This window comes from Dactylosporangium sp. NPDC000244 (assembly GCF_040300725.1).
Classification (GTDB): domain Bacteria; phylum Actinomycetota; class Actinomycetes; order Mycobacteriales; family Micromonosporaceae; genus Dactylosporangium.
Genome location: NZ_JBEPEH010000065.1, coordinates 17,676 through 34,786 on the forward strand (window position 1 = coordinate 17,676; position 17,111 = coordinate 34,786).

At 71.6% G+C, this 17,111-nt stretch carries 19 protein-coding genes and 1 pseudogene; 16 read left to right on the plus strand and 4 right to left on the minus strand.

Going from position 1 to position 17,111, the window contains the following annotated elements:
• Positions 1-142: 142 nt before the first annotated feature.
• The 3 genes and pseudogenes from ABT369_RS53770 to ABT369_RS53780 all read left to right on the plus strand — a co-directional run.
• Positions 143-475 carry a hypothetical protein gene (locus ABT369_RS53770; protein WP_350625786.1) on the plus strand — a complete coding sequence of 111 codons (333 nt, stop codon included), beginning with the start codon at positions 143-145 and terminating at the stop codon, positions 473-475.
• Complete coding sequence (locus ABT369_RS53775) at positions 448-1,311, plus strand: transposase (RefSeq protein ID WP_502891943.1); 864 nt, start codon at positions 448-450, stop codon at positions 1,309-1,311. The genes ABT369_RS53770 and ABT369_RS53775 overlap by 28 nt, the downstream gene beginning before the upstream one ends.
• Before the next feature lie 26 nt (positions 1,312-1,337).
• A pseudogene (locus ABT369_RS53780) lies at positions 1,338-1,562 on the plus strand (radical SAM protein); the annotation flags it as partial.
• Positions 1,563-1,659: 97 nt separating this feature from the next.
• On the opposite strand, the gene ABT369_RS53785 reads toward ABT369_RS53780, so the two are convergent.
• Positions 1,660-1,845, minus strand: coding sequence for a hypothetical protein (locus ABT369_RS53785; RefSeq protein WP_350625841.1), 186 nt, complete (start codon positions 1,843-1,845; stop codon positions 1,660-1,662).
• 151 nt (positions 1,846-1,996) lie between these two features.
• A complete protein-coding gene (locus ABT369_RS53790; protein WP_350625788.1) occupies positions 1,997-2,581 on the minus strand; it encodes an RNA polymerase sigma factor in 585 nt (194 codons plus the stop codon).
• Between the two features lie 117 nt (positions 2,582-2,698).
• Between ABT369_RS53790 and ABT369_RS53795 the strand changes: the two genes are divergently transcribed.
• From ABT369_RS53795 to ABT369_RS53855, 13 genes are all read left to right on the plus strand, one after another.
• Positions 2,699-3,184: an Asp23/Gls24 family envelope stress response protein gene (locus ABT369_RS53795; protein ID WP_350625790.1), complete on the plus strand. Its 486-nt coding sequence runs from the start codon at positions 2,699-2,701 to the stop codon at positions 3,182-3,184.
• Positions 3,181-3,540 (plus strand): hypothetical protein, encoded by a 360-nt coding sequence (locus ABT369_RS53800; RefSeq protein ID WP_350625792.1) that lies wholly within the window; start codon positions 3,181-3,183, stop codon positions 3,538-3,540. The genes ABT369_RS53795 and ABT369_RS53800 overlap by 4 nt, the downstream gene beginning before the upstream one ends.
• A complete protein-coding gene (locus ABT369_RS53805) occupies positions 3,528-3,767 on the plus strand; it encodes a hypothetical protein (RefSeq protein ID WP_350625794.1) in 240 nt (79 codons plus the stop codon). The genes ABT369_RS53800 and ABT369_RS53805 overlap by 13 nt, the downstream gene beginning before the upstream one ends.
• Positions 3,768-3,814: 47 nt before the next feature.
• The gene (locus ABT369_RS53810; protein WP_350625796.1) at positions 3,815-3,994 is read left to right on the plus strand and encodes a hypothetical protein; all 180 of its coding nucleotides are present in this window, start codon (positions 3,815-3,817) and stop codon (positions 3,992-3,994) included.
• Entirely contained in the window at positions 3,994-4,353 is a 360-nt protein-coding gene (locus tag ABT369_RS53815; RefSeq protein WP_350625833.1) for an Asp23/Gls24 family envelope stress response protein, read from the plus strand. Before ABT369_RS53810 ends, ABT369_RS53815 begins: the two co-directional genes overlap by 1 nt.
• 22 nt (positions 4,354-4,375) lie before the next feature.
• The gene (locus ABT369_RS53820) at positions 4,376-4,909 is read left to right on the plus strand and encodes a DUF6286 domain-containing protein (protein ID WP_350625798.1); all 534 of its coding nucleotides are present in this window, start codon (positions 4,376-4,378) and stop codon (positions 4,907-4,909) included.
• Positions 4,909-5,484, plus strand: a complete 576-nt coding sequence (gene amaP / locus ABT369_RS53825) for an alkaline shock response membrane anchor protein AmaP (protein WP_350625800.1) — start codon at positions 4,909-4,911, stop codon at positions 5,482-5,484. Before ABT369_RS53820 ends, amaP begins: the two co-directional genes overlap by 1 nt.
• Before the next feature lie 49 nt (positions 5,485-5,533).
• Complete coding sequence (locus tag ABT369_RS53830; RefSeq protein ID WP_350625802.1) at positions 5,534-6,106, plus strand: PaaX family transcriptional regulator C-terminal domain-containing protein; 573 nt, start codon at positions 5,534-5,536, stop codon at positions 6,104-6,106.
• Positions 6,107-6,299: 193 nt separating this feature from the next.
• Positions 6,300-6,638, plus strand: a complete 339-nt coding sequence (locus ABT369_RS53835; protein ID WP_350625804.1) for an STAS domain-containing protein — start codon at positions 6,300-6,302, stop codon at positions 6,636-6,638.
• A gap of 221 nt (positions 6,639-6,859) precedes the next feature.
• Complete coding sequence (locus tag ABT369_RS53840; protein WP_350625806.1) at positions 6,860-7,297, plus strand: RDD family protein; 438 nt, start codon at positions 6,860-6,862, stop codon at positions 7,295-7,297.
• 174 nt (positions 7,298-7,471) lie between these two features.
• A complete protein-coding gene (locus ABT369_RS53845) occupies positions 7,472-7,750 on the plus strand; it encodes an ArsR/SmtB family transcription factor (protein WP_350625808.1) in 279 nt (92 codons plus the stop codon).
• Positions 7,747-8,100, plus strand: a complete 354-nt coding sequence (locus tag ABT369_RS53850) for a VOC family protein (RefSeq protein WP_350625810.1) — start codon at positions 7,747-7,749, stop codon at positions 8,098-8,100. The genes ABT369_RS53845 and ABT369_RS53850 overlap by 4 nt, the downstream gene beginning before the upstream one ends.
• A gap of 240 nt (positions 8,101-8,340) precedes the next feature.
• A complete protein-coding gene (locus tag ABT369_RS53855; RefSeq protein WP_502891944.1) occupies positions 8,341-8,526 on the plus strand; it encodes a hypothetical protein in 186 nt (61 codons plus the stop codon).
• A gap of 560 nt (positions 8,527-9,086) precedes the next feature.
• Here the strand turns inward: ABT369_RS53855 and ABT369_RS53860 are convergent.
• Both ABT369_RS53860 and ABT369_RS53865 read right to left on the minus strand, forming a co-directional pair.
• Positions 9,087-10,202, minus strand: a complete 1,116-nt coding sequence (locus tag ABT369_RS53860; protein WP_350625812.1) for a Clp protease N-terminal domain-containing protein — start codon at positions 10,200-10,202, stop codon at positions 9,087-9,089.
• A 13-nt stretch (positions 10,203-10,215) separates the two neighbouring features.
• Positions 10,216-16,998, minus strand: coding sequence for an NIDO-like domain-containing protein (locus ABT369_RS53865; RefSeq protein ID WP_350625814.1), 6,783 nt, complete (start codon positions 16,996-16,998; stop codon positions 10,216-10,218).
• Positions 16,999-17,111: the final 113 nt, after the last annotated feature.

Below are 17,111 nucleotides of genomic sequence, written 5' to 3' on the forward strand. Positions count from 1 at the left end.
TCCACCGATGGGATTGATGTGAGTACGAGGGGCTGGATGTGATGATGCCCCCGCGAGCTGGAAAGATAGAGGTTCTTCAGGCTTCTATCGTCCGGTTCGAGAGGGCACCGTCGGGGTGAGATTACCGTACGGCGCGGCACGGGTGCGTGCCTCGTTCGATAATCCGAATCTGGTGTCGTGTGCTGGTCTGGAACCGGTGATACGGCTGGCTGAAACATGCGGGCTGCATGACATCCTCGCTGCTCGGCTGCGCGTGCCCACGGACAAGGGCGCCAACGCCTCGGCAAAGATCGCAGCGATCGTGGCGGGCATGGTGGCCGGCGCGGACTCGATCGACGACCTGGACGTGCTGCGTCACGGCGGGATGCCGACGCTGTTCGGCGGCGTGTACGCGCCCTCGGCCCTGGGTTCGTTCCTGCGCGCGTTCACCCACGCCATGTCCGGCAGTTGCAGGCCGCCGCTCGACAGTTCCTGATCCGGCTGGCCGGACGGGCGCCGCTGCTGCCCAGCGCCGGCGCGGTCACATTCGTCGACGTGGACTCGCTGCTGCGGCGGGTCTACGGCAAGCAGAAACAGGGTGCCGGGTTCGGTCACGCCAAGGTTGGCGGCTACCAGGTGCTGCTGCCCGGCCTGAACCCCCTCGTCGCCACGATCAGCACTCCGGGCGCGGCGCCGCTGATCGCCGCGACCCAGCTGCGCGCCGGCAACGCCGGTTCAGCCCGCGGTGCGGCGGCACTGATCGCCGAGGCCGTCGCCACCACCAAAGCGGTCATCGCAGCCCGGCCCGCCACCGCTGCAACGACAGCCGCAGCAGTGGCGGCCGAGATCATCGTCCGTGCGGACCCGGCGTTCTACTCCCGCGCGGTGATCACCGCCTGCCGGCGGGCCAGAGTTCGGTTCTCGGTCACCGTCCGCATCGATGCCAAGGTCCGCGCGGCGATCGCCGCGATCAGTGAGGACGCCTGGACCGAAATCCGCTACCCGCAGCCGGTCTGGGACGAAGACCAGCAGCGGTTCATCTCCCGCCCGCACATCGCCGAGACCACCTACACCGCATTCGAAGGCACCAGCCACGAAGTCACCGCCCGGCTCATCGCGCGCCGCGTCCCCGAGCTGAGAAATCCACAGTGGACAATCAAGGTGAACTGTTCACCGTCTGGCGTTACCACGCCGCGTTCACCAACAGCCCGTACGCCCTCGTCCAGGCCGAAACCCAGCACCGCGGCCACGCCATCATCGAACACGTCTTCAGAGGCCCGACCGTGCTCGACGAGTCGCCGCCGTTGCCCGCCGCAGTGCAGGACCAGGTGACCTCTGCGTGCAACCTGCGGTGCGCTATGTGCCTCGTCCAGCACCGACCTCCGGTGAACAAGGTCACCGGCGCGATACCGCTGTCCACGTTCCGCCGGCTGCTGGACGACCTGCCGCACGGGCGCCAGGTCACGTTGCAGGGTCTCGGCGAGCCGCTGCTCCCGCCGGACCTGCTCGAGATGATTCGGTACGGCAAGAGCCGGGGCGTGAGGGTCGGATTCAACTCCAACGCCACCCTGCTCACCGCCGCCCGTTCCCGCGAGCTTGTCGAGGCCGGTCTGGACTGGTTGCGCCTGTCGCTCGACGGCGCCGGCGCCGGCAGTTTCGAGGCGATCCGGGAGGGGCGCCTCATTCGAGCGGGTGGTGGCCAATCTGCGCCCCCTGGCCGAGGTCAAGCGCGAGGCCGGCAGCGTCACGCCGTGGATCCGCGTGGTGTTCGTGGCGATGCGCCGCAACGTCGCCGAACTGCCCGCCCTCGTCGAACTCCGCCGCCGCGTCGGTGTGCCGGAGCTGCGGGTGCAGAACCTGTCGCACACCTTCTCCGACACCGACCTCGTCGGCGCCTACGCCGGAGCCGCGACGCACGCTGAGCTACGGCTTGCGACCGTTGATCACCAGGGACGATCGATCTCACGGTGTCAACATCACGCGGCTGAATCCAGGACGCAGCCGCAGCATACGGCCGTCACCTCCAGTCGTGCAGCCTGGTGGCGAGCGTGCGCCGGGCGCGGTACAGGTGGCTGCGGATCGCCGGGACGGTACTGTCAGTGATCGCGGCGATGTCGTCGTAGCTGAGCCCCTCGAACTGGTAGAGGACCAGCGCGACGCGTTGGGCGGCGGGCAGCCCGGCGACGGCCTCGGTGACCGCGACGGCGGCCAGGTGCTGTTCGGCCTGCTCCGCTGGGCCACGGGCCGGATCGGCCGGTTCGGGCACCGCGTCGAGCGCGCTGGTCCGGGCGGCGCGGGTGCGCCTGTTCAGCGCCCGCGTGACGACGATACGGTGCAGCCAGGTGGCGAAGCTGGCGTCGCCCCGGAAGGTGGGCAGGGCGAGCCACGCGGCCAGCAGCGCCTCCTGGGTGACGTCCTCGGCATCCTCGCGTCTTCCCACCACGCCGAAGGCGACCCGGTAGGCGCGCGGGGCGTGGCGTTCGACGAGGACACGGTATGCGTCGAGGCACCCGTCCCGGGCGCGCCGCACCAGCAGCGTGTCGTCGGCGGAGTCGGCCGCGGTCCGGGCCGGCCGCCTGACGTCCGGGGAACGGGGGCCCATGCTCGCTGTTGTGCCCGCGAGCGCACAGAGAAAACCTGCCGTCGGCGCGCGAGGTTTCGCCGGCTCGGGTGTCTAACACAGGACGGTGGCCCTCGATTACGAAGGAGCGCACGTCTCATGACCCAGACCCAGAACCCGGCGAGGACCAGCGAGACAAGGCCGACGGCCCGCGGCGGCACGGAAGTCAAGGGCCCGATGCAGCAGAACCGGCTCGCCACCGAGGAGGGCAAGATCAGCGTCGCCGAAGGCGTGGTGCAGAAGATCGCCGGTATCGCGTGCCGGGAAGTCACCGGCGTGTACGCCATGGGCGCCGGCACCAGCCGCGCGTTCGGAGCGCTGCGGGAGAGAATTCCGGGCAGTACCGGGCCCAACGTCGCCCAGGGCGTCGGCGTCGAGGTCGGCGAGACGCAGGCGGCGGTCGACCTGGACGTCGTCGTCGAGTACGGGGTCGGCATCGCCGATCTCGGCCGTGGCATCCAGCGCAACGTCAAACAGTCCATCGAGCGGATGACCGGGCTGGAAGTCGTCGAGGTGAACATCAACGTCGACGACGTCCACCTGCCCGAGTCCGACGAGGCATCCGGCGAGTCGCGGGTGTCATGACGACCACGTCCGCCTCGCCGCCGGCCGTGGTGCACGGCGTCGACGTGGCGGCGGTGGCCGCCGCGGTGGCTGCCTGCCCCGCCGTCGCCGGCCTGGTCACCGGTCCCCGCGGCGGCCCGGCGACCTATCTGCCCGGGCAGCAGGTCGACGGTGTGCGAATCAGGCCGCGCAGGGTGGAGATCGCGATCCGGGCCCGGTGGGGCGTGCCCGCCGCCGAGGTCGCCGCGCAGGTTCGCGACGCGCTGCGGACGCTCGCGCCGGACCGGCGCGTCGACGTCGTCATCGCCGACCTGACCGAGCCACCGCCGGCAGTTGCCGGGCCGGCGGACCGGGAGGCGGTGGAGTGGAAGCACTGAACGATGACCTGCAGCGGCGGGCGCGGCGACGGGCGTTCATCCGGGCCCATCATCCCGACCTCGGCGGCGACGCGGCGGTGTTCGTCGCCGGCTTGGCGGCGTTCGACGAGCCTGTCGCGCCGGGAGCGTCCCGGCGGGTCCGGGTGACTGTCGTGCGCCGTCGGCCGTTGCTGGTCCGGCTGCTGCGGATCTTGGCCCGGCATCGCCGGCCGGCACGGGTCCGCTAGCCGATCCGCCCTTTCCGCAGAGATGCCTTCCCCAGGGACGTGAGGGTATGAACCGTATCGCCTTCGGCACCGCGATAGGCATGGCGCTGGGATTCGCGGCGGCCTTCGGCAGCTTCGGCCAGATGCTGATCGTCGCGGTGTTCACCGCCCTCGGCTATGGCGTTGCCAAGGTGGTCGCCGGCGACGTGGACCTGCGCAGCTATCGCATCACCCGCAGCGGCAAGTGATGCTGAGCGACACGCAGCTCGGTGCGGTCGAGCAGCCGCCCGGCTCGATCACCATCGCCGAGAAGGTGGTGGCGAAGCTTGCCTCGCGTGCGGCGCTGGAACTGCCCGACGCCGCGGCCGCCGCGCGGCGCGGCCTCGGCCGGTCCATGCCCAAGGCATCGGCTCGCGTCGAGGGCGATGTCGCCGTCATAGACTTGGAAATCGGCGTGCGCTGGCCGGCTTCGGTGCCGCGGGTCACCGCCGCGGTTCGCCGTCACGTGCGGGAACGGTTGACGTCCCTGACCGGCCTGACTATCGCCGAAGTCCGCATCGTCGTGACCGACCTGGCCACGGGAATCCCGTCGTTGCGGGTGCGGTAACGGCCACGGGCAGGAGGGCCCTGTGAGACTGGTCAACCGGCTGCTCGCCCTGATCGTCAGCCTCGCGCTCGTCGCGGGCGCGGTGGTGATCGTGGTCGACGTCGTCGCGGTCCTGACGGGCCACCGGCCCATCGCCGCGGACTGGCTCGCCGCGTACCGGTGGGGCAGCCACATGACGTGGGCCAGCGGTGAGGTCCGGCTCATCTGCGTACTGCTCGGGGTGGTCGGGCTGGCTCTGCTGGGCATGGAGCTCAAGCCACGCCGTCCGGCCAGGTTGAGCACCGACAGCGACAACCCCGCCACCGACGCCGCGTACACCCGCCGCGGCGTCAGGCAGGCGGTCCGGGATGCGGTCACCGACGTCGACGGCGTGGACGACGCTGCCGTCACCGTCCGGCGCCGGCACCTCCACATCCGCGCGAAGTCCATCGCGCGCGAGCCGGCACCGGCGTCGCTGCGCGACAGCGTCACGCAGGCCGCGCGATCCCGCCTCGACGCGCTCCAACTGCACCGGTCCCCGAAGGTGACCGTGCGAATCTCGGCCAAGGCGCACTGATGCACGCCGACCGCGTCAACCGCGTCGCGCTGGCCGTCCTGGGACTGGTCCTGCTGAGTATGGGCGTGGCCGGACTGCTGCTCGGGGCGGGATTCTTCGGCGGCGGCGCGGCGCACCGAACCCTGGTGGACAACGACGTCGTCCGCTTCGTCATCGCGCAACGCGACTGGCTGTGGCCGGTCGTGGCGGTGTTCGCGGTCGTCGTCGCGCTCCTGGCGCTGCGCTGGCTGCACGCCGTCCTGTTCTCCACCGGGCGGCTCGCCGGCATCCGCGTGGCCGGCGATCGCGCCGCCGGTCGCACTACCCTCATCTCCGCCGCCCTGCGCGACGCCGTCTCCGGCGAGATCGAGCAGTACCGCGGCGTGCGCTCCGCCCGCACCCACGTGGAAGGCAACGCGGCCGACCCGCGGCTGACCGTCACCGTTCACGCCGACCGCGACGCCGACCTGGCCGCCCTGCGCCACAACATCGAGGACAACGCCCTCACCCACGCCCGGCACGCCCTCGACGCGCCCGCCCTGCCCATCCGGCTGGACGTCACCACCGCTAGACGCCGCGGCCCACGGGTCACCTGACGGCCACCGCCCCGCGCCGGAGAGCGGCGCAGATCGCGGAGTGCGTCGAATGGGAACACGAACGTCGCCGGAGGTGGCGCCGGTCCCGCCGCCGCGCACACCCTCGGCCCGCAGGTTCTCGCTGCCGCAGCAGGAGCGCGCTCGCCGCCGGGAGCTGCGCAACCGGCTGCGCTGGCTGGGGTACGCGCCGCTGTACGACGGGCTGTGGATCTCGCCGCACGCGCTCACCGACCTGGTCTCGGTCCAGCTCGACGAGGTCGCCCCCGAGGCGATCACGGTGTTCCGGGCCCGGCACGCCGAGTTCGGCGCGGCGACCCGGCGCGATCCGCTGCAAGCCTGGGACACCGCGGCGATCGCCGCGCACTACGACACGTTCACCCGGCGGTGGCGGCCACTGCTGCACCGCTTCTCCGTGCTCGATCCCCGCCTGCCCGTCCGGCTGCTGCCCCCGGACTGGCCCCGGCCGGCGGCCCGGGACGTCTTCACCACCGTCTACGACGGACTGGCCCGGACCGCCGAGGAGCATGTGCGCGCGGTCGCGACCCGGCATGCCGACGGGTCGATGCCCGCCGTCAGCGCGCACACCGTCGCCGAAATTCTCGCCGGCGTCAGGGCGTCATAGCTCGGGACGGCGAAACCTCGGGATCCCGCGTACCGGCCCGAGGATTCTTTGCCCGCCGGTGGGTATCACACGGCCATTGTCCCAGCTCCGACACCGTCAGGTCGCCGGCGGGTTCACGCCCGACCACGTCCGCCTGGCTACGACCACCGCCGCAACCGTCGGACGTCGCGGTCATGAGTGAGTGAGGCCGACCATGGGGATGTCCATCGAGACGCGTGACGTTGCCGACGGCCTGGCCGTGAGCATCGCTGGCGAGTTGGACGTTGCGGTCGCGGACGCGGTCCGGCAGACCCTCGATGCGGCTCTCGCGCGCCGGCCCGAGGTGCTGCGGGTCGACCTGGCGAAGGTCCGGTTGCTCGATTCCACGATCATGACCGTGCTCTGGCGGACACAGAAGGTCGCCTCCGCACAGAACACCAGGCTGGTCCTGCGGAACCCAAACGAGTTCGTCGCGCACGTGCTGGAGGTGGCCGGCCTGCTCACTGTGCTGCGGGTGGAGCGTGAGTACGGCGGTGGGGCGGTCACTGGCTGAAGTCATCCGGTGTCATCGTCGAGTGACGACGGCACCGCCAACACATTTGCCCCAGGACGGCGCGCGGACAACGACATCAGATGCCAGCGGGTCCGCGAACCTGGGCCGCGTTCGGGCGATGCGTTCACGGCAACCATCCTCGATGCGGGCGGGAAATCCCCACGCCGCGTCGCCCCCCGATGGGTATGTTCATTTCGTATTGTCCGGCAGGAGGTAACGCGATGACCTATGCATCGATCTCTGCCGACGTCCACGTGACCGGCCGCCGCGTGGTGGCCACCATCGTCGACGCGGTCCTGCTCGGCTGTCTCGGTGGCATCGTCGCGGAGGTGACCGGTGTCGAAACCACAGCCTCGGGCTTCAGCTCCACCCGGTTGTCGAGCGGCGGCAGCCTCCTGTGGTTCTTCCTCGTGGTGCTGTACTACGTGCTCCTGGAGGGACTCTTCGGCCGCACGGTCGGCAAGCTCGTTACCGGCATCCGCGTCGTCGACGCGGCTACCGGCGCCTCGCCCGGCATCGGCAAGGCCATCATCCGCACACTGCTGCGCATCATCGACGGCCTCTTCGCCTACCTGGTCGGCTTCATCGTCGTGCTGTGCTCGCGGCGCCGCCGACGCCTCGGCGACATGGCGGCCCGGACCCTGGTCGTGCGCGCCTGATCCGTAGATGCGCTCCTCCCGGTTGCAGCGAGGCGAGTTCCGCGGGCCGCTGGGCGGTGTTGCCGACCGGGACGCGGCCGGCCCTCATAGGCGCCGAGTTCTGTCACCGCCATGCTTCGCCGGCTCGCCACACGGACGGTTGACTATTTCGGGTACTGGCGAAATAGTGAGGTCGTGGATGTCGACGAGCTGCTGCGGGCCGTCGCGCATCCGGCGCGGCGCGAGATCCTGCGGCTGTGCAGCCCCGGCCGCCAAGCGGCGGGGACGCTCGCCGACGCCCTGGGCCTGGCGCCCGCGAGCACGTCCGAGCACCTCAAGGTGCTGCGCAAGGCCGGCCTCGTCGAGTTGGAAAAGCAGGGAACGTTCCGGTGGTATCGCACGAACCCAGCCCCGCTGCGCTGGCTCGCCCGCTACTTGACCGATTTCTCGGATATTGGAGGAATATCGCAATGAGCAGCCCGATCGTGCACATCGACATCCACGGCGGCAACGAGCCCGCCCAGCACCGCTTCTACGCCGAACTGTTCGGCTGGCACGTCGACGCGAAGGGGCCCGGCTACGCCCTGGTCCGCACGCCACCGGGCGGCCCGGACGGCGCCCTGGTCGAGTCCGAGCACGCGCCCGGCGTGGTGTTCGGCGTCGCGGTTGACGACCTCGACGCGGCGGTCGAGCGGGCCGCAGCCCTCGGCGGCGCCGTTGTCATGCCGCCGACCGACAACGGCTGGGTGGTCAAGGCCCAGGTCACCGACCCGGCCGGCAACCGCGTGACACTCATCCGATCGACACCGACGGACGCGAGCTAACTCGCGCAACTAGGTCCCGTCCGGGCGATCCGGACATGTCGGGGACGGGAACGGCACGGGGTCTATCAATCGTTGGACTTCTCTACGCCCGGTGACCGACAGGACGTCCCCGCGCGCGTGCTTCCATCATCGCTGGTGAACCTTTGTGCGGCAGACTTCCCGGCGTCGTCACCCGTTCGGGGTGGACTTCGACCCGCTCATCCGCTGGGCTGTGACCGCCGCCGTGTTCCAGATCGGCTGGTGTTCGAGCCTCCCATCGAGGCCCTGGTGCACGGCTCGGGCCATGAGCAGATCGCTGGTCCGGGCTGCTCGGACGCCAGGGTCCGCCGCCGGCTCGAAGCCTCGGCGGCGGCCGGTCTCGGCGAGCGGATGCACGCCTTGGTCCTGGCCGTGTTCGACCTGATGATCGGGGCTGCAGCTGGCTGACCTGGCCGCAGACGGCTGCCGCCCTAATGAGAGGCTCCGCCAAACCGGGGGGGAACTCAGGGCCTCGGTGACGCCGGCGTCTGAGCCGCGGCTTGGTTCAGGGGCTGCATCATTGGTGGATCTCCTGCGGCTGGGCTTGTCGCGATCAGGGCTCTGGAGTGCTGCGGGCTGGATTGTGGCGGCCACGGTGACGTGGGCTGCTGGAACGGCGTCGCAACACCTAGAGGCCTTCCGGAGGGTTCGACGCCCATGGCCCGGCGAACTGTTGCGTCTCCACGCCGATGCCTACGCAGGGGGACGCAGCAGGCCACCGAACTCAGCAAGCGCATAGTCATCGATCGAGCGAGGGAAGTACGTGGGCACGAGGTTCCAAGGAAAGACCGGGATCGTCACCGGGGCCAGCCGGGGCACTGGCCGATGTGGGCGGCGCTGGGCGCGCTGCTGGTGCTGACGGTCAGCGGCCTGGCCTACGAGCGCTACGGGCCGAGGCGGGCGCGGACTCCCGGCTCCCCCGCCTCCGCGGAGGACGCGGAGGACGGAACAGCAATAGCGCCCGCCGGTCAGGACCGGTCTCCCGCCCGGCTCAGGTCGGACAGGACGGCGGCGCGGATCGCCGCCGGATCGGCGCCGAGCGCCCGCGCGAGCACGGCCGCGGTGCCGGCGCCGTCCTCCAGCGCGGCCGCCACCAGGTGCGACACCCCGGTCTGAGGATGGCCGGCGCCGTCGGCCAGGGCGACCGCCCGGTCGACGGCGTCGACGACCTCGCCGGTCCACCCCGGCCCGGCGACCACGGTGATCTCCCGGATCTGGTCGGCCGCGACGACGTCGCCCGTGGACGGGCGGGCCCGGAGCGCCTCGATCAGATGCTCGAAGGTCAGCCCGTGCGCGGCCAGCATGTCGGGGGCGCCGTTGAGCGGCTCCACCGCCGGGCGCAGGTGCCGGCCCGCCAGCCGGAGCTGTGCACCCATCGACGCGACCCCGAGCAGCAGGTAGCCGGACGTGACCGGGCCGCCGTCGAGGCGGACGGCCTGCCGTACCACCTCCCTGAGCAGATGCCCCACGACGACGCCGCCGTACCGGCTGCCGCCGGCCGCGAGGCGCCGCCACCGCCGGTCGAACCAGCCCGGTACGCCGGTGCGTTCCTCGAGCTCCCGGTCCACCCGCAGCTGCCCGACCAGCGGCGTGTGCGGCCGGTCGGACGCGCGCCACGCCGGGTCCGCGCGCAGCGCCCCGGCGACGTCGTCCCGCTCGCCGCGCAGGAGCGCCGCCGCCAGGTGGATCGGCCCGGCGTAGGCGACCCCCGCGTCCCGCGCCTCGTCGAAGGTCGCTCGAACGGCCGCGATGGCCGACGCGTCGTACCGGACCAGGCCGGGCCGGGCCCGGTACGACGTCGATGCCGACCAGCGCAGCTCACGCAGCAGCTGTGACGCGGCGTCGGCCCCGATGATCACCTCGGTGGCGGCCCCGGCAACGGTCGTCGCCGGCAGCCGGACGCGGCTCAGCGTCTGCCGCAGGCTCGCCGGGAGGCCCGCCGCCGCGACGGTCATCGGATCGAGCAGTCCGGCGGAGTCCACCACCAGGGACTCCCGGCGCAATCCCGTAGAGGTCCCGAGCTCCAGCATCTTGACGGCCTCCGCGCCGATGCCGGGTGTCGTTGTCGACGTAGCACGCTCCACCGGACTCCCCCTGTCAACAGTCGTGCATGAAGAAGCCCTGGGCGAACCGGCCGACCGCGGTCCAGTTGCTGTACGGACCGGTGGTCGAATGCATCCCGGCGCACCGGAACCCGATCATGGCCCGGATGTGCAGGTCTCGCCAGGTCCACGGCCCGGTCTTCTGGATCGCCCAGCCTATCCTGCCCACGCCCCACATCTGGAGCCGGCCGAGGCCCCGCATCCCGGCGTTCCAGACGTAGCGGGCGCCGCCCCACCACTGCCCGACGGCGGTGGCGATCCGGTTGCCGGCGCGCTGCAGCAGGGCTTTCGTGCCCGCCCACGGGTTCCAGCGGTTATAGCGGGACGGGCGGTTCTCCCGGCCGTCGAGGTCGGAGTTGTTCTGCGGGTCGGCGCACGTGTAGTCGTACCGGCCGCAGCTGCCCCCGAACACCGGGTCGACCGACAGGAAGCGGCCGATGGTCGGCAGGTAGAGCCGGACCCCCATGAGGACGACGCCCGCCGGGGTGTCCGCCGCCCGCTGTTCGGCGCCGAGCCAGCCATACCGGCGGTTGCCGGTGTCGGAGGCGTTGCGCTGGGTGCCGAACTCGGTGGAGCCGCCCGCCGTGGTGAGGCCCGCGTCGGTGTTGTGGACGGTCGCCACGATGTTGCCGCGCAGGTCGGTGAGCTGCCAGTCGGTGTCGGTGACGCCGAAGGTGGTAGTGAGCGCCGCCATCCCGCCGACCCCCGCCACGACGCGGTTCCACGCGCCGCCGGCCTCGTCCGTCCACGCGGGACGGTCGGTGTCGGCGGTGTAGTGGTTGGTCTTCGTCGTGGTGGTCGTGCCGTCGTTGTCGGACCAGCCGCGGATGCGCTCCCCGGTCGCGTCCAGGGTGTAGGTGGTCGTGCGGCCGGCGTGGGTGATGGTGCTGACCAGGTCGGTCACGTGGTAGCCGGCGGTGAGGTTGCCGCCGCCGGCGTTGCCGGTGTCCACCGCCGGGACGGTGGTGGCGCGGCCGAGGCTGTCGTAGACGTAGCCGGCGCTGGTGAAGCGGCCGGAGGTGTCGTACGACCAGGTGCTCGTGCTGGCGGCGGTCGTGGTCTGGCAGGCGCCGCCGGTGCCGGGGTTGTAGGTCGCCAGCGACGTGCGGTCGGTGGCCGTGTTGTAGGCGTACGCGCGGGTCGTGCACGCGTTGTTCACCGTGTCGCTGACCGTGCTCAGGCGGCCCGCGTTGTCGTAGGAGTACCGCTGGCTGGAAAGGCTCGAACCCCCGTCGCGCTGCTGGCCGTGGGCGGACGAGCGGACGGTCTCCGTGAAGAGGGTGCAGTCGGACTGGCCGCAGCCCGGCTTCGTGTAGGTGATCGAGCGCTCGGCGCCGGTCTCGTCGTAGCCGGTGGCCACGACGACGCCGTTCGGCCAGGTCTGGCCGGTCAGGCGGCCGTCGGCGTCGTAGCTGCCGCCGAAGGTGCCGGCCTGGGCGTCGGCGACGCCGGTGGCCAGGCCGCGGCGCTCGCTGCCGCCGTCGTAGCTGTTCGTCCGGGTCGCCTTGCCGTCGTTGGTGGTGGCGACGCGGCCGAGCAGGTCGTAAGTGGTGCTCGAGGCGTTGCCGTCGGCGTCGGTGTAGGCGGTGGTTCGGCCCAGGGTGTCGTAGCCGCGGATGTTCTCGGCGGTGACGATGCCCGACCCGTCGAGGCTCTGGGTCCGGGTGTGCCGCCCGGTCGCCGCGTCGTAGACGTTGCGGCGGGTTGGGACGGCCTGGCCGGTGCCGGAGGCGCCCGTCACGGCGACCGTGAAGGCCCGCCCGGCGCCGTCGTAGGTGGTGGTCGTGGTGCGCAGCACGCCGCCGGAGGTCTTCTCGACGACCGTGCGCGGCTGGTTGTACAGGTCGTAGGTGGTCACCGTGACGGGCAGCTCCGGCCCGGAGGCCGCCTGGCCGCCCGGCTGGTAGCGGCAGACGAGGTTGGCCCACTCGGGGTGGTTGTCGCACTCGCTCTGCCCGGAGGCGGTGCCCGCACGGTAGTACACCGTGGTGCGGGTCGCCGGGGTATTGGTGGTCGCGCCGCCGGCGGGGGCGGTGACCGAGGTGGTCAGGCCGGTGCCGGCGTCGTAGGTGGTGCGGGTGGCCAGCGCGAGACCGCCGGCGTCGAGGGTGGAGACGGTGGCCAGGCGCAGGGCCCAGTCGTAGGCGGTGGTGGTGGTCCGGGCGTCGGCGTCGACGTCCGTGCCGGCCGCCCCGGTGTACCTGGCCGTGGTGGTGCTGGTGGTCACCAGGCGGTACGGGCCTCCGGTGTTCGGGGCGCCCTGGTCGTAGACGTTGACCGTGTGCTTGCGGCCGCGGACCACCGCCCCGCTGTTGAGCACGAGCTCGTGCTCCGGGCCGAAGGTTTCACGCAGCTCCTGGCCGTCGGTGGAGTAGACGTTGACGGTCGACAGGCGCGCCGCGAGGGCCGCCTCCGCCGCCGCGGTGTCCGAGGCCGACGCGTCTAGCGCCCGGGCCCGGTTGCCGGCGGTCAGCGTCCGCACAGTGTTGCCGAAGGCGTCGTACCACGTGGCGGACGTGTGGCCGCCGGGCGTGACCACGTCGACCGCGCGGCCGTTCGGGTCCAGGTAGGTGACGGTCGCGCGCTCGTACGAGCCGGGCAGCGTGCCGGCGGCCTGGTCGCCGGTCGGCACCTGGGCCGGGGTGAACACCGCGGTGGCGTCCACCGGCTGCTCGGCCTGGCCCCAGCGGGCGGTCTGCGTGGCCGACAGGTCGTACGCCGAGCCCGTTCCGGACACCGGAACCTTGTAGACCACGGTGTGCCGGGCCGTGCCGGCCGTCAGCGCGGAGCGGCTCACCTGGGCGAGGCGGCCCTTGCCGGGGTCGCCGGGGACGGTGGTGTAGCTCAGCTGCCAGGGCTCCTCGCCGCCCTTCGGGGTCACCGTGGTGACGATCCCGTCGGCGTCGTAGTCGTACGTGTCGGCGAGGTGGTGCACCGACGGGTCCGTCCAGTCCAGCCGCGGGTCCCACGTGGCGCGCAGGCGGCCGTTGCTGTCGTAGGAGTACCGGGCCACGACGACCGTGCGCATGGCGGCGGGCGACGCGTCGGGGTCCCACGCGGTGAACGAGATCTGGCTGACCCGGCCGAGGTAGTCGCCCCACTGGGCCTGGCCGGTGCCGGTTGCTGTGGTGGCGGTGGCGTAAGTGAAGTCCAGCGCCCGGCAGCCCTTCACCAGCGTGGCGCAGGCGACGCCGGTCGGCACGGGCGCGAGCGCCCGCGTCGGCCGGATCACCTCGCTGCCGGCGATCATGACCTTCTCCCAGCCGATGGTGGTCGTCTGGCCGGAGCCGGGTGTGCTGACCGCGGTCGGGCTGTAGACGCCGGCCGAGGCGCCGGCGACCCGGGTGAAGAGCACGACGTTGCCGTCGTAGTCGCGCAGCGTGTACGCGTCGCCAGAGGTGGCGTAGCTCAGGGCGAGCTGCTCCAGCCCGGTCTCGGAGTCGTACGTCTTCGCCGACGCGGTGGACGTCTTCTGGGTGAAGCCGAGCGTGTCACCGCCCGGCAGGCCGACCTGGACCAGCGAGCCGGTCACCGTCAGGTTCGTGTAGGGCGCCTCGGCCTCCTCGACCACGACGCCGGAAACCCAGCCCGGACCGAACATGCCCGCCTTGTCCACTGCCGCCGGCCGGCGGGTGTTAAACGCCCGGGTGACAGTCAGGTCCGAACCGTAAGAGTCGACCGACACGTCGGTGTCGCTCAGCGTGTAGTTGCCCGTGAGCAGGTTGACCGTGCCTGGGCCGACGGCGCTGGTCGCCGCGCTGGCCTGGTTGCGGTCAAAGCTGATCTTCACCGGGGCGGAGGCACCGCCGGTGAACAGCGCTCGGACCTGCAGCGGTCCGTCGAGCGGGTCAGGTCCGGCCTCGGCGGCGTTGACGGTGGTGTCGAGGTTCCAGTTGAGCTTGGGGAACTGGCCGGAGGTCTTGGTCAGCGGCCAGGTAATGGCACCGCCGCCTGCGGCGAGGGATACGTCGGCGAGGGGGATGGTCTGCCAGGTGTCGGTGTCGGCGCGGCGCCACTGGTAGCTGACGCCGGTCGCGGCCGGGCTCGCCGTGGTGGTGAGGGCGACCTTGCCGGCGGTGATGTCGCCGGCCTTCGGGCTGGTGAGGCCGCCGTGACCGACGTTGAACTGGTAGGCCGTGATCGGTGACTGGTTGCCGGCGCGGTCCTGGGAGCGCACGTAGAGGGTGTGCGGCCCGTCCGAGTCGGGGGTGATCGACACGGTGGCGTTGGCGCCGAGGCTGGGCGCGTTGACGACCGTGGTCGGCGGGTTGGTGTCCACGCCGTACTGGTACGACGCGACGTCGGTGACGCCGGCCGGGGTGAAGGTGAAGTTCGCGGCGGTGCCGGCCGAGACCGGGGCCGTGCCGGCATTGTAGGTGAACACGACCGCGGTGTCGTTGTTCAGCGAAGGGGTGTGGAAGGAGTACTGCGTGGCGGTCGTACCGTCACCGTTCTCGACCCCGACGAGCGCGGCGGAGCCCTGCTCGAAGGCGTTGTCGATGCCGGAGTAGTTCAGGGTGACAGTGCCGGAGGTCTCGGAGAACAGCACCTCGGCGTTCTGCCGGCGGGACGTGTTGCCGAACTGGTAGGGGTTGTTCCACTCGACGAGGAACTGCCGGTTCGGGGCGGTGCCCAGCGTCGCGGTGCGGATGCTCGCCGAAGCGTCGACGATCAGGTCCTGCGCGAAAACGTAGACCGCCGCGTTGGGGGCGGCGCTGTTCGGCAGCGGCACGATGTCGTCGGGATGGGAGCCGTTCGGGTTGACGAACGACAGCATGCCGTTGGTGTCGACCCAGGCGGTCGAGTAGGTCTGGCCGTAGTAGGTGATCGGGAACGGCAGCGTGATCTGCCCGACGGCGTCGTCGCCGCTGAGCGGGACCGTGGTCGTGCCGTTGACGTACGGGGTGGCCGCGGTGCTCGCCGTGTAGCCGGTCAGCTGCCCGGTCCAGGCGCCGGCCGGGAACGTCGGCGACGAGACGCCGGGCGCGCTGCCGGGCTCACCGGTGTCGACGGTGAACTCGCACCAGGACCCGTAGGCGCCGGTCGTGCCGCCGTCGGTGCCCCGCACCCGCCACGAGTACGTGCCGCCGTTGGTGAACGCGGCCGCCGGTACCGTCGCCTCGAAGCTCGTGCCGGAGGCCTGCGGTCCGACCGTCGTGGAGCCGATCATGGCCCCGCCGGTGGTCCACCACTCGAAGGTCGCTGACACCGGCGAACCCTCGGGGTCGGTCACCTGCGCGCGGAGCTTCGGCTGCACGGTGCGCACGTAGGGCCGGTTCGCGCCGGACACGCACTCCGTCGACGGGTCGGTCGACTGGCTGGTGACCTGCGGGGTGGCGTTGAACGTGATCGTCGCGTACGGCGGGTTGCTGCCCTGCGCGGACGAGAACCTCTTCCAGCCGTTGTGGTTGGTCTCGCTCTGCGCCTTGAGCCCCATCGTCGTGGTGGCCCAGCCGCTGCCGGCGCCGGTCTGGAACAGCGCGGTCGCGTTCGCCGAGACCCAGCCGTCGTTGCACGCGGAGCTGTAGCCCTTGGTCTGCGTCGAGGACCCCTGCGGCGCGTACCACGTCGGCTGCGCGTTCCACCGCGTGCCGGTCCCGGCCGCCGAGGTCGTCCAGATCTCCCAGGTCGCGGCGGTGCACGACCACGAGTGGGTCTCCCACAGGTTGACCGTCGCCGAGTTGACCTGGGCGCCGGACAGGAACGCGGTGTCCCAGTTGATGAACGACCGGGCCGTGAACGAGCCACCGTCGTCGGAGTAGCCGAGCTTGAGCTCGCTGCTGCCGGACTGGTCGGTGGTGAAGTTGTTCTGCACGAACGTGTCGAAGGTGAGCGTCACCGACGGGTCGATCGTGATCGGGAACGTCAGGTCCTTCATCGCCAGCAGCGCCGGGTCGGGCGTCAGCTCGAGGGTGATGTCCCGTCCGCGCTGGCTCGCGGCCAGCCCCACCGCGCCGACGTGCAGCGGGTCCAGGGAGTGCTCGCCCCGGGCGGCGTCCCACATCGCCGGCTGCGGGATCCGGCCCGCCTCGCGGCCCTTCTTGTCCTTGAACAGCAGCCCGCCGTGCCCGTCGGGGGTCGCGGTCAGGCCGGGCGAGCGGAACTTCAGGGTCAGCTTCCCGGACCGCGACAGCGCCTCGCGGGTCTTGACCACGTAGTACTGCTCGTAGCCGCCGCGGGTCGACTCGATCACCAGGTCCACGCCGTCGGCCACGTCGGCGTAGGTCGCCTTCGTGCCCTCGATCCGCGGCTTCGGCAACCGGCCCTGCCACAGCAGCCCGACCGCGTCGTCGCCGGAGCCGAGCCGGACCACCTCGTGCTCGCCGTCGCCGGACTGACCGGCCAGCTTCAGCCCGCGCGGGTGGGCCTTCGCCGACACGCCGCCGTCCGCGTCCGCCTGCAGCGCCGGGTCGACGGTCATCCAGCCGTTCTTCGCGTCGCGCATCCGGACCGGGCCGGCGCTCTGGTCGGCGGTCAGCGTGCCGTCCGGGTTCGCCCACAACTGGAGCGTCTCGGACTTCTCGCCGGTCACCTCGACCTTCGCGCCGCACAGCCGGGCCGCCGCGGACGCCGACACCCGGTCCGGGCGACCGGCCGGGCAGGCCGGCTTGGCGGGCGGTGCCGCGACCGCGGGCTCCGGCGCGGCGATCGCGGTGACGAGCGACGCCGCGAGCAGGACCGGCATGGCGTAGTTGAGCAGGCGACCACTTCCTCGGCGGCAGAATCTGCCGACCTGCGTGATCGAGCCTGGATGATGACGCCACAGGACATGGCGCATCGGCGACCTCCCCGTTTAGGGCCGATAAGTGAAGGCAGACCCTACGGATCGACGGGGACGAACGTCAATGTGCGAAATCTGCGTCAAGAAGATTCGGGAAATAGGGCAGCGGC

Coding starts and splice junctions, on each gene's coding strand:
- ABT369_RS53790 (WP_350625788.1), bottom strand. CDS start 2,581: ATGGGCCCCCGTTCCCCGGACGTCAGGCGGCCGGCCCGGACCGCGGCC.
- ABT369_RS53795 (WP_350625790.1), top strand. CDS start 2,699: ATGACCCAGACCCAGAACCCGGCGAGGACCAGCGAGACAAGGCCGACG.
- ABT369_RS53800 (WP_350625792.1), top strand. CDS start 3,181: ATGACGACCACGTCCGCCTCGCCGCCGGCCGTGGTGCACGGCGTCGAC.
- ABT369_RS53810 (WP_350625796.1), top strand. CDS start 3,815: ATGAACCGTATCGCCTTCGGCACCGCGATAGGCATGGCGCTGGGATTC.
- ABT369_RS53815 (WP_350625833.1), top strand. CDS start 3,994: ATGCTGAGCGACACGCAGCTCGGTGCGGTCGAGCAGCCGCCCGGCTCG.
- amaP (WP_350625800.1), top strand. CDS start 4,909: ATGCACGCCGACCGCGTCAACCGCGTCGCGCTGGCCGTCCTGGGACTG.
- ABT369_RS53830 (WP_350625802.1), top strand. CDS start 5,534: ATGGGAACACGAACGTCGCCGGAGGTGGCGCCGGTCCCGCCGCCGCGC.
- ABT369_RS53835 (WP_350625804.1), top strand. CDS start 6,300: ATGGGGATGTCCATCGAGACGCGTGACGTTGCCGACGGCCTGGCCGTG.
- ABT369_RS53840 (WP_350625806.1), top strand. CDS start 6,860: ATGACCTATGCATCGATCTCTGCCGACGTCCACGTGACCGGCCGCCGC.
- ABT369_RS53850 (WP_350625810.1), top strand. CDS start 7,747: ATGAGCAGCCCGATCGTGCACATCGACATCCACGGCGGCAACGAGCCC.
- ABT369_RS53865 (WP_350625814.1), bottom strand. CDS start 16,998: ATGCGCCATGTCCTGTGGCGTCATCATCCAGGCTCGATCACGCAGGTC.